This is a genomic window from Paenibacillus pectinilyticus (genome assembly GCF_001700435.1).
Taxonomy (GTDB): domain Bacteria; phylum Bacillota; class Bacilli; order Paenibacillales; family NBRC-103111; genus Paenibacillus_E; species Paenibacillus_E pectinilyticus.
Genome location: NZ_LYPC01000012.1, coordinates 361,284 through 373,016, shown reverse-complemented (window position 1 = coordinate 373,016; position 11,733 = coordinate 361,284). Strand labels below are relative to the sequence as shown.

General features: G+C 44.6%; 8 protein-coding genes and 1 riboswitch. All 8 genes read right to left on the bottom strand.

Features of this window, described 5'->3' with window-relative positions; all coding sequences use genetic code 11:
• Positions 1-307 precede the first annotated feature (307 nt).
• Complete coding sequence (locus A8709_RS07635) at positions 308-1,711, bottom strand: NCS2 family permease (RefSeq protein WP_065851641.1); 1,404 nt, start codon at positions 1,709-1,711, stop codon at positions 308-310.
• A gap of 137 nt (positions 1,712-1,848) precedes the next feature.
• Positions 1,849-1,949, bottom strand: a riboswitch (purine riboswitch).
• Positions 1,950-2,081: 132 nt separating this feature from the next.
• Complete coding sequence (locus A8709_RS07630) at positions 2,082-2,444, bottom strand: DUF1304 domain-containing protein (protein ID WP_065851639.1); 363 nt, start codon at positions 2,442-2,444, stop codon at positions 2,082-2,084.
• A gap of 423 nt (positions 2,445-2,867) precedes the next feature.
• A complete protein-coding gene (locus tag A8709_RS07625) occupies positions 2,868-4,163 on the bottom strand; it encodes a glycosyltransferase family 39 protein (RefSeq protein WP_065851637.1) in 1,296 nt (431 codons plus the stop codon).
• 57 nt (positions 4,164-4,220) lie between these two features.
• On the bottom strand, positions 4,221-5,225 hold the full coding sequence (locus A8709_RS07620; RefSeq protein ID WP_065851677.1) for a glycosyltransferase family 2 protein: 1,005 nt from the start codon (positions 5,223-5,225) through the stop codon (positions 4,221-4,223).
• Between the two features lie 219 nt (positions 5,226-5,444).
• Positions 5,445-6,983 carry a glutamine-hydrolyzing GMP synthase gene (gene guaA, locus A8709_RS07615; RefSeq protein WP_065851635.1) on the bottom strand — a complete coding sequence of 513 codons (1,539 nt, stop codon included), beginning with the start codon at positions 6,981-6,983 and terminating at the stop codon, positions 5,445-5,447.
• Positions 6,984-7,107: 124 nt separating this feature from the next.
• Complete coding sequence (locus A8709_RS07610; RefSeq protein ID WP_065851633.1) at positions 7,108-9,489, bottom strand: DUF4129 domain-containing transglutaminase family protein; 2,382 nt, start codon at positions 9,487-9,489, stop codon at positions 7,108-7,110.
• Positions 9,476-10,693 (bottom strand): DUF58 domain-containing protein, encoded by a 1,218-nt coding sequence (locus A8709_RS07605; RefSeq protein WP_065851631.1) that lies wholly within the window; start codon positions 10,691-10,693, stop codon positions 9,476-9,478. Before A8709_RS07605 ends, A8709_RS07610 begins: the two co-directional genes overlap by 14 nt.
• Before the next feature lie 11 nt (positions 10,694-10,704).
• On the bottom strand, positions 10,705-11,682 hold the full coding sequence (locus tag A8709_RS07600; RefSeq protein ID WP_065851629.1) for an AAA family ATPase: 978 nt from the start codon (positions 11,680-11,682) through the stop codon (positions 10,705-10,707).
• Positions 11,683-11,733: the final 51 nt, after the last annotated feature.

Genomic DNA, 11,733 nt, shown 5'->3' with positions numbered 1-11,733 from the left:
TTGCAATCTCTTTATTTGAACGATTACTCGTTCGTGCTTACTCACTCGTTGTTCAGTTTTCAAAGATCAATTTCTTTCGCTCACTGCCGTGTTACCGAAGCAGCGAGAAGTAATATACCACATCAGCTAATTCGAATGCAAGAACTTTTTTCAAGTTTCTTTCGGACCTTTCGTTCTTTCGTTCGACCGCCGAAGCGACAAGGAGTAATATAACAAATCCTCCAAGTGAATGCAAGTTTTTAATACTGGTAAAAAACGGAACAAAAAAAAGGCCCTGGCGCATGATGCACCAGAGCCTTACCTTATTTTAACCTTGGCTGCCAATAAAGACATAACGCGCTATGATCAGAACGGCAAGGATCCACATTAACCAGTGAACACTGTATTTCTTCTCACTTCTGCCACTTATATTAGCTGCTGTTGCTAGAACGACATAGGTTACAATTCCGAAGGAAATCCCGTTTGCAATGTTGTATGTGAAAGGCATCAATACAATCGTAAGGAACGCTGGGATCGCGATAACGAAATCTTGGAAGTCGATCTCTTTAATGGATTGAACCATCAGAACACCAACTACGATTAACGCTGCTGCTGTTGCCGAACCAGGAATCAACATCGCAATTGGCGCTAAGAACAAAGCAAGCAAGAAACATACGCCTGTTGTTACAGCTGTCAAACCAGTGCGTCCGCCTTCTGCTACACCTGCTGCGCTCTCTACGAATGCAGTTACTGTACTTGTACCAACTAATGCGCCGCCACTTACACCGATCGCATCAACGAACATCGCTTTACCTACACGTTTGTTGCCTTCTTCTTTGTTCTTCATAATACCTGCACGGGATGCTGTCCCGACCATCGTACCAAACGTATCGAATAACTCAACGAACGTAAATGTCGCAATGACGGAAATAATCCCTGTAGTCATAATACCTGGGAAGTCAAAATCAGCAAAACGCAGTTTGGACATATCAGGCACCCAAGTTGTTTTGTCACTAGTTAATGTACCTAGATCAACCATACCCATGAAGTAACCGATAACCGTTGTACCTAGAATACCGAATAGAATTGCGCCACGAACGCGAAGCACCATTAGAATCGAAATCAATAGAATACCTACGATTGTTAAAATAACACCTTTATCTTCAAATGAACCTAAGTGGAAAATCGTTTCAAAGGAAAGTACTTCTGTATATTGATGTGCTTTCAAATCGTTACCCGCTTCAACCGCAACGCTTAGAATACCGCTGTTTTTGAAACCGATCATGGCAATAAACAAACCAATACCCACCGTAATCGCATGCTTCAAGCTATCTGGGATAGCAACGAGAAGCATTTGACGCACTCTTGTCACCGTGAGGATAATAAAAATGATCCCCGAAATGAATACCGCTGTGAGTCCCATTGAAAACGTGAATTTACCTTGTGAGGTCATGATGATCGTTGCGAAGTAAGCATTCAAACCCATTCCCGGTGCAAGTGCCACAGGAAAGTTTACGAAAAGCCCCATTGCAATCGTCATAACACCTGCTGCAATCGCTGTAGCTAAGAAAATGGAAGTCCAATCTCCGCCAGTTGCCCCCGATTTAAAAGCACTTAATACGTCTGGATTTACCGCAAGGATGTAAGCCATTGTCATGAACGTCGTAATCCCCGCCATGATTTCTGTTCTTACGGTGGTGCCATTTTGTTTCAGTTTAAAAAAACGATCCATTTTCCTACTCCTCCTAAACGAATGGTGGGGAACAGCAAAAAACCCGGAATCATGTTGCCTGATTCCGGGTACGAAAAAGGAGCCGTCCATATGAGGGCTGCCTTCAAAAGGTGAAGTCGCACGTAAAAACTCATACGGATACCGTTCCTTTTTTTCGTAGCCAGATCATTTGCGGTGATCTCGTAGAAACTCTCAGGCCAATTCCCGAGATTATACGAAAAACTGTTATCCAATTTCATATTCTAGTCGGGAAATGAACAACTGTCAATAAAAAAGACGAACGTTTAGAGGGTAATTTCTCCCAGAACGTTCGTCTTTTATCTAAATTCATGTCTGATTACCACGCAATGGTAAACTGGCTGTTTCACGGCTATGTAAGAAGGACGAAAACAAGCGCTATCAACGCAGGTAAACCCTGTACGAGTAGAATGGATCTTTTGGCAGTGGCGCCTCCGAATACAGCCGCAACTAGTACGCAGACAAGGAAAAAAATCTCGATTGAACGCCCTATAGAAGCATCTGGATGGACAAGCCCCCATACGAGACCTGCTGCCAGAAATCCATTGTACAACCCTTGATTCGCGGCCAAACTCTTGGTGGTCTGTGCATTCTCCTTGGTCATGCCCAACGACTTCATTGCGCGAGGTGTCGTCCATAGAAACATTTCTAGCACCAAGATATATAAGTGCTCTAGTGCAACAAGGCCGACCAATATAGATGCAAGTACAACCATAATCATTCCTCCATTAGGCTCTCCAACATATTGGATTTCTATTTAATATAACATATTCACCCAATAAACTTGTTTAAGAATGAGAAAAACTTTTATAGAAGTCCTTCGAGGATGAGCGACCGCGTTTTAAATGTTGTTTTTATCGCCAATAAGAATTTGTTCTTCCGTGTATCGGAAACTTATAAATTCTTATGTGCTAAATAAAGAACTCTCTTCCGGCTGCCGATCACAGCTCAAAGAGAGTCCTTCGTTCATCCTACTATAGATTTAGATTTAGCTCAAATAACTATTCCCACTCGATGGTAGCCGGTGGATCTGAAGTGATGTCGCACACGATGAACAGGCTCTTCACTCGAGCGAATTACTATGTAATTAATCCGTTGTTTACGGAAAACATCATAGCAGGTAAACCAGTGATAACAATTAAAGATTACTATTGTTAATTATAGGTCGAGCTATTTTACGCCATCCTTTCCAGATCATCGATACCGCCATATTATTTTTCAACACATTTAATGCTAGTAAAAGAATTAGTATCGCAGGCAAATCAAATAGAATGGTTTTAAATCTCTGATCGCCTTGGTATAAAAAGGCTTGAAAACTGAAAATAAAAATCAACATCCAAAATAAAAGAATGAAATCTCTATGCTTCCTAGTCCTCCATAAAATAATTGATGTAAGTATAGATGTAAGACTAAACAGTGCTAAAACAATATCCTTAAGGCCTCTTAAGGAAAATCCAAAACCATGTAAAACTTTTGCGAATCCAAGTATGACTTCCTCAAGAGGTCTTTCTTTCCATAATTCAATAGCTTTACTCTGAAACATTTTATTATAAGTAACTGCCTTTTTATGGTCATTGTGTTCCGGATCTATCTTTTCGTTGTATTGACTTAGCACCTCGTAAACATTTAAATCAGTATTATTCAAATTAAAATATTTTCTCACTTTATCCGACAACGTATAATACTCAATTCCATCTGATCCACCAGCACCTTGATATAAGACTAATCCTTGGTTTGTGGAAAGAGGGATAAACGAAGAATTAGTTACGGAAATAAAAATTGTCCAAGGCATTATTAATATCATTAACAGGCCGATAGTGAATTGTAAATGTTTTTTTATAGTGCTCCAATTCTTTAGTTTGTAAACACAGTATATACATGTTGGCAGCAAAATCATAATTTGATTTGGCTTTAAATAAGTGAGAAGAGCAATTAAAATTGAAATCAAAATTGATTTCAATAAATAATTATTCGTATTAATATCAATTATTATTAAAATTAGAAGTGCAATTAAGAACAAACTGATACTTTCTGCGTATATTTCTTTCGAAAAAACATACAGTGGTAACCAACTTCCCACTATAATTCCACCAAATAGTGAGAAAAACTTTGATCTTGTTAATTTAAGTAAAATAAAAAATGAAATAATAATTAGACTAGACGTTAAAATAACCTGTATAATTCTGATAAATAATAGTGATTTTCCTGATAACAAGCCTAAAAACCAAATTACAAAGGGGTATCCCGGTAATCTAAAGCCATCACCGAATACATTGGCGAAATCAGTGAAATTACTTGCTCTACTTATGTAATTAACACCATCTCCATCTGTTGGAACCTCGTTATTGATATGAAAAAAATAAATTTGCATTGAAATATGAAATATGGTTATAAGCATCAAGATAAAATATATTTTAATATTATTTTTAAGCACAACCTAACTCCCCCCCAATTTAGTTTTTTGAGCGACTACGGGATTGTTCGCATTTTTTTAAACAATTGACTTCACTTTTTCATTATTCAAGACAATTTTGTCTTTTGTAGTTCGGAATTCACTAGTGCCTCGCTTACTTCCATTGTATAAATCAACAAAATATAGTGGTCTCCTCTTTGTCTCATTAAACACCTTACCTAAATATTCCCCAAGAATTCCCAAGGATAATAATTGTATTCCTCCTAAAAATAAAATTACAGTTATTATTGACGGGTACCCAGCAACATCTGCACCGTACAGTATTGTCTTGATGATAATAAATAACATATAAATAAAAGCACAGACTGAAATGACACCTCCAGATATAGTTGATAGCCGTAAAGGTGTTGTTGTAAATGATGTTATCCCCTCTATCGCTAAATCAAATAATCTCACATAATTCCACTTTGTTTCACCTGCTGCTCTTGGGTCACGATCAAACAAAATTTCCTTCTTATGGTATCCAATCCAACTAAACATTCCCTTTGTATTCCTGTGCACCTCTCGTAATTGCTTCAACGCTTCAATACAACGTCTATCAAGTAAACGGAAATCCCCCGTATTTTCTTGTATAGGTATTCTCGTTACTTTTCTCAGCATGTGATAGTAGGTCCTTGCAGTCCATTTTTTAAACCAAGTTTCACCTGCACGGGTTCTTCTTTTCGCATAAATATCGTCATATCCTTCTTCCCAGTATTTAATCATAACTGGAATTAACTCTGGGGGATCTTGAAGATCTGCGTCAATAATGATAACAGCATCACCTGTGGCATAATCCAATCCTGCAAGCATAGCAGTTTCCTTACCGAAATTGCGTGAAAGACTCACATAAGAAATACGCTGGTCATTTTCTGCTAAAGACATAATAATTTGCAGCGTGTTGTCTTTACTTCCGTCATTAATAAAAAGAAATTCAAATTTATAATGGTGCAAACTTGCAACAACATCCGTAAGTCGTGCATACAGTTGATGAAGTACTTCTTGTTCGTTATAAGATGGAATAAGGACTGTTACTCCCTTCAAAAATTTCTCCCCCTTATCAATTATTTTGTTCTTAATAAAGAACATTATTGTATTTTTTATATTACACGAAACTGTTATTGGTGTATATAATTTTTTTGAAATTTCAAAATTCAACATCCTCAATAAATTCTTTGATTTTGATCATAAAAAAACTCTCCTCTATTCGCTAAACAACGCAAATAAAAGAGAGTATTTTTTGACACCATTAATTAATCCAACCTATTCCCACTCAATCGTAGCCGGCGGCTTCGAAGTGATGTCGTATACGATACGATTCACGTTCTCAACCTCATTTACGATACGTACGGAAATCTTTTCAAGCACATCCCAAGGGATACGTGCCCAGTCAGCTGTCATGCCGTCGATGGAAGTAACAGCGCGGATACCTACAGCGTAGGAGTAGGTTCTGCCGTCGCCCATAACACCAACGCTTTTCATGCCTGGAAGCGCCGTGAAGTATTGCCAGATCTCACGATCTAGGCCAGCTTTGGCGATTTCCTCACGTAGAATGGCGTCGGATTCACGAACGATTTTCAACTTATCCTCGGTAACTTCGCCTAGAACACGAATAGCTAGACCTGGACCTGGGAATGGCTGTCTCCACACGATCGCGGAAGGAAGACCACATTCTTCGCCGACTTTACGTACTTCGTCTTTGAAAAGTGTTTTCAACGGTTCGATGAGCTTGAACTTCATATCTTTCGGCAGACCGCCAACATTATGGTGTGATTTGATCGTTTGCGCAGTAGCTGTGCCACTTTCTACGATATCTGTATACAACGTGCCTTGTGCCAAGTAAGTGAAGTCATCGAACTTACTGGATTCTTCTTCAAACACGCGAATGAATTCGGTGCCGATGATTTTACGTTTTTGCTCTGGATCCGCTACGCCAGCCAATTTGCCGAGGAAACGGTCTTTCGCATCGATTTTAACAACTTTCATATCAAATTTACCGACGAACGTATCCATAACGCTTTCGCCTTCACCTTGACGCAATAAGCCGTGGTCAATGAACATACACGTCAATTGTGCGCCAATCGCTTTATGAAGCAGAATCGCAACAACGGAGGAATCTACGCCGCCGCTCAGTGCGCAAAGCACTTTTTTATCGCCGACTTCAGCACGAAGCTCTTTGATCATATCTTCAACGAAAGAGGACATCGTCCAATCGCCAACACAACCACACACTTCATAAATGAAGTTGTTGATCATTTCGTTCCCTTGAACTGAGTGACGAACCTCAGGGTGGAACTGTACAGCATGGATCTTGCGATCACGGTTGCTCATTGCCGCAATTGGCAGTGATTCCGTGCTTGCCTCAACAACAAACCCTTCAGGTAGAACAGAAACATGGTCACCGTGACTCATCCATACCGTTTGGTTCGCCTCAAGACCTTTGACAAGCGGGCTTTCATTGGAGAAAAGCAGATCTGCTTTCCCATATTCACGCGTATGTGCGCGTTCAACTTTACCGTTCAATTGGTGAGCAATCAGCTGCATCCCATAACAAATACCTAAAATCGGAATACCCAAATCAAAAATGCCAGGGTCCACCGAAGGAGCACCTTCGCCATACACACTTGCAGGTCCGCCAGAGAATACGATCCCTTTTGGGTTAATCTCACGAATTTTATCAACCGTTGTATTGTGCGGCAGCAATTCGCTGTATACGCCCAAATCACGGATTCGTCTAGCAATCAGTTGGTTATATTGGCCTCCAAAATCTAAAACAACGATCAATTCACTTGGTTTACTCATTATCCGACCTCCTAGGTTCATAGCGATTGAAGATTTGGGAAAACCGTGAGGAGAACCCTTGTCCACTTACCGCTATTTCTAGGTACTAATTTTAAACATTAGGCACCTAGGATGTAAAGGGGATTTAATGTGTCTTTTGAATGGCTTTCCAAATCGCTGTAATTTCCCGCTTCGAATAGGCCAGAGCACGAGCCGGGTCATAGCGGACACTTTCATAAATTTGGGCAAAAGAAAGCAGAGCTTGCTGTCTCCCTTGATCCGTTACCGGAAGGTCTCTTACATATTCACGGACCGTCTGGTTCGCGGGCTTTACACCGTATTTGCGGAAAAGCTGTCGCCACAAGCGGTCCATATACGGCGTCAGCGGATGCTGAGGCTGGTCTTGAAGACCTGCATGGTCACTTGGAAGCTTCACCGACGGTTGGAGTAAGTACCCTTGGCGTCGCAAAACAAACAACAAACCAACGATCACAACGAGACTGCCAATTAGAGCAAAAACGACACTCCTATAAGCCTTTACCATTTGGAACAGATTATGCGTAAATGTGTGCAGCCACGCGTTCATACGTGCAATTATCGACTGGGACGCAGACGTATCGGTCGGGGATGCTGTACGAATGGATGGATCTAGTGCTACCGTCGAAACGGCATCTCGTGGTTGATCAACAGAAACCCCCGCAAAGCCTGGTGTCGGCTCGAAAGGCACCCATCCCATAGAAGGGAAATACACTTCTACCCACGAATGGGCATCTTGATTCCGGATCACCACTTCCTGCAAACCCTCGTCATCATTCGCGCCTTGCGCGGTGCCAGGGGCAAACCCCTTAACCCACCTAGCGGGTACACCGACAGAACGCAGCATCACCACCATTGCCGTGGAGAAATGGTCACAATATCCCGTTTGATCAACAAACAGGAAATGACTGACGAAATCCTCACTGCGGCTGGGAGGGGTAGGCTTTTCGAGACTATAAGGATAGGTCTGGCTCAAATACTGCTCGATCGCTACCGCTTTGGCATAGGGCGTTGGCCGACTAGCTGTTATTTGCTCCGCAAGGTTTCGAACCGTCCGCGGCAAACTCGGCGGCAATTGCAGATATTCATTCGATATCGCTTCCGGATATGGTGCCGTGTCGGCGGTGAGAAGCGTTGCGTCTTCTTTGACAGGTTGAACCGTTATTTTGTAATAAGATAAAGGATCTTCGATTTCGGGCGAGATCGTTTTGCCACTTTGGCTAGAAGTCAGGAGCTTACTCGCAGACAGCGGCTTTCCTTTCTCGTTCAAGAGCACATCTACACTCAGCAGGTGCCCCCCTACAAACAATTGTTTATTCGGTGACTTGGCATTCAGCAATATTTCCTGCCTCACTATAGACGCAGACGATGGATTCTGTGCGACAAAAGGCATTAGCTGATCATCCGGCTGGGTCCAGCCTTTGCCGTCGTAAAAGCTTTTGGATTCGCCGCGCCAATAGGTTAATTCAGAGGTCTTAGCCGTAAACACCGGTGTAGTGTCCACCTGGAGTGGACCTCCGAGGGAAGTATCATTTTGTCCATAACCCGACTTGGCGACGGCACTGCTTACACCTGTTTCTTCGTTATAGAGCTCGAATAGGCGATCATACCACTGCACCCAACTTACTGGTTTCATTAGCGGGGCAGCATCCGCTTGTTTGGCCGTTAACCAACCCACGCCTGACAGTACGCCAACAACGAGGATGCTAACCATTAGCCATCCCATATAACTTCCCGCTCGCGTAGTTGTGATGCGATAGGTCTGTTCGATTCTTGTCAGGTTCAGGAGAGCCAACAAGATGAGTCCATAACTGACTGTCCGTATGATCCCCTGGGCGGTATCTGCTCCTAATACGAGCTGAATGCCCACCAAGTAGATCAAGGTCGCCATAACAAACCAGAGACTATGTTGCCTCTGCAGCATGAGGGCTTGGATGACGGAAAGCAGCAGCGCCCATCCCATTAAGAACAGCAACGTCCGCATTTCTCCACTGATGAGGTCAAAATGAGCCCCTACGATATATAGAAAATCTTGCACGAACGTTCTCACCAAGCCGATGAGCCACCCGCCTGCAAGCAATTCCTCTCGGTCAAACATGAAGCCAATAAAGAATATGACGATACAACACTTCACCAACCAACCCACTCCATAAGGCACTCTGAAGCAATCCAGCGCTAAACAAAGTGCAAATACAACAAGGATGGGTCCAATTTGGATCGAAGCATCCGCCATCCATGCCAGTGGGTGCAACCATTCCGAGAGAAGCAAGAAGAGCAACAGGGTGATGAGGCCGTCTCGGAAAAGACTCGTCTGATTCGGCGGTACTGTGTCCGCGCGAAAGATAAGGCCTGAAGGGTTGCGGGATGATCTAGGTGGAGAGGTGTCTGCCTGCGAAGTAGGTAAGGACGCATGATTGGGTTGTGAATCTCCATGCGGCTTGAGCGAAAAGGAAGTGCGCGAGCGCGCACGGCGTGGTTCAAGCGGTTGCATCCGCAACACCTCCTTGCGCCTGCCACTGGCTCTGCGGATGCGGCACTTCCGTGAAGCTGCAGCCTGCGGCCTGCAGCTGAGAAGCCCCCTCTCGCTCTGCGACCGAGAGGGAAGGCCGTGCGTGCACGTAGATCACGTGCACGGCCCGGCGCCTGGTGCCGCTATCTGCGATCGCGCGCACCAGCGCCACATCCAGCGTCGATGTGATGCACAGCATCGACGCATGCAGCGGCAAGTCTGCCGCCTCTTTCCTGACGAGGTCAGGAAAGGACATGGCGGGCTTGCCGCCAACGCTCGCGAGTACTTCGTACGCGAGCGTCAGATCGGGGCGAATCGTCGGCGCGATTCGCCTTGTGCTCGAGCTGCTGCAGGCGAAGCCGCAGCTCTCCCGCCCGCTGGCTGCGGCTTCGAAGAAGCCGGCCGCGAGGGCGATGCCCTTCTCCAGCAGCGGCTGCGCCGCCTCAGCTGGGCCCGCCGCAGGCGCTACATCGAGCAGCAGCATCCACTTCGTGGAGGCGGCCTGCTCGGGGTCTTTGGTCATGAGACGGCTCAGACGAGCCGTCGATTTCCAGTGGATGCGGTGATAGGGGTCACCGCTGACGTAGTCACGAACGGAGCTGATCAGCGGCGTTTCAGCTTTAGGCCCACGGGCTGCGGAGATTTCCCCCTCATCGGATTGAAACGTCATGCCGCTGCGCCCCAGTGCATCGGGACGTGGATACACAACGTATCGTTGAAGGTCTTCACGTTGTATTTTACGAAGAGCGAATCCAAAAAGATCACCTGTCACTGCTTCAAGGTGAGCAAATCGGTAGCTGCCTCGCATCAGATTCGTCATTTTGTACGGGAGCAGGAGTGTATGTTGGAACCATGGAAAAAGCAATTTACTATAGCTGAGTTTGCGCCCTGTTCCTTCATGTATCCATGTTTCTCTCATTAACAGCCATGGCAGCGGTACTGGTGAGCGATGCTTGATCTCCACGACTATAGTCAAGTCATCACCAGCAAGAAAGACATCGCCAGACATATGGCGATTCAAGAGCAAGCCTCTCAAAGCAAAGACATAAAACAAACCCGCCTGAATCCAGATCAACGATAAACAGATCCCTAGATACCACGCGGCAACTCCGCCTTGACGATACGCCAAAACGATGGATACTACACACCCGATAAACAATAGCGTCGTTTTTCCCCAGCTTTTCATTGGATGGCCCCCTACTTCGCCGCTACGTAACGAAGAACTGGTGTTTGCATGCCATCTAGTAAGCCTTTAAGAATCGTTTCGGCCGAACGCCCCATCATCCGAGCATCCGAAGTTAGAATAAGTCGATGCGCCCAAACAGGCAGCGCCAAATCTTTAATATCATCGGGAACGACAAAGCTTCTTCCCTTGACGTAAGCTGCCGTTTGGGCAGCACGCATCAAGGCATAGGACGCTCGCGGACTTGCTCCGATATAGAAGTCAGCATGATCTCGCGTGGCTAACGCTAATCGAACGATGAAATCCTTTAACGTGTTATCCACATGGATCATCGCGGCTTCTTTCTGCAATTGGACAAACTCATCCTGAACAATCACAGGCTTTAAGTGATCTACAGGGTGACGGTCCTGCAGCCGGTCTAGCATCAGGATCTCTTGATCTTGGGAAGGGTAACCGAGCGAAAGCTTCATCATAAAACGATCCATCTGCGCTTCCGGCAGCGCATACGTACCTTCGTAATCCATCGGATTTTGCGTTGCGATGATGACAAAAGGCTTCGGCAGCTCATAGCCAATGCCGTCAATCGTCACCCGTTTCTCTTCCATCGCTTCAAGGAAAGCAGACTGCGTCTTCGGAGAAGTCCGGTTACATTCGTCCGCAAGGACAACTGAGGTCATCAAAGGACCAGGACGAAACTCAAACTCATTGCTTTTCACATTAAAAACGGAAACGCCTGTTACATCGGAAGGAAGCAGATCCGGCGTACATTGAATTCTCTTAAACTCGCAACCGATCGTTTTCGCCAAGGCGCGTGCCAGCATCGTTTTGCCTACACCGGGAACGTCCTCTAGTAAAACATGTCCGCCGCTTAACATCGCGATAAACGCTCTCTCTATCGTCTCTCTTTTGCCAACTATCACTTTCTCTACGTTCATGATCATCCGTTCCACTAGAGGCTGCGGTTGATCGAATATTCGGGTTTTCGATGACATGGACAAGAAGCCTCCTTTATAAGGGTATGCTTCTAGTTTTTCCAGCTCTCT

Coding starts and splice junctions, on each gene's coding strand:
- A8709_RS07600 (WP_065851629.1), bottom strand. CDS start 11,682: ATGTCATCGAAAACCCGAATATTCGATCAACCGCAGCCTCTAGTGGAA.
- A8709_RS07630 (WP_065851639.1), bottom strand. CDS start 2,444: ATGGTTGTACTTGCATCTATATTGGTCGGCCTTGTTGCACTAGAGCAC.
- A8709_RS07605 (WP_065851631.1), bottom strand. CDS start 10,693: ATGAAAAGCTGGGGAAAAACGACGCTATTGTTTATCGGGTGTGTAGTA.
- A8709_RS07635 (WP_065851641.1), bottom strand. CDS start 1,711: ATGGATCGTTTTTTTAAACTGAAACAAAATGGCACCACCGTAAGAACA.
- A8709_RS07610 (WP_065851633.1), bottom strand. CDS start 9,489: ATGCAACCGCTTGAACCACGCCGTGCGCGCTCGCGCACTTCCTTTTCG.
- guaA (WP_065851635.1), bottom strand. CDS start 6,983: ATGAGTAAACCAAGTGAATTGATCGTTGTTTTAGATTTTGGAGGCCAA.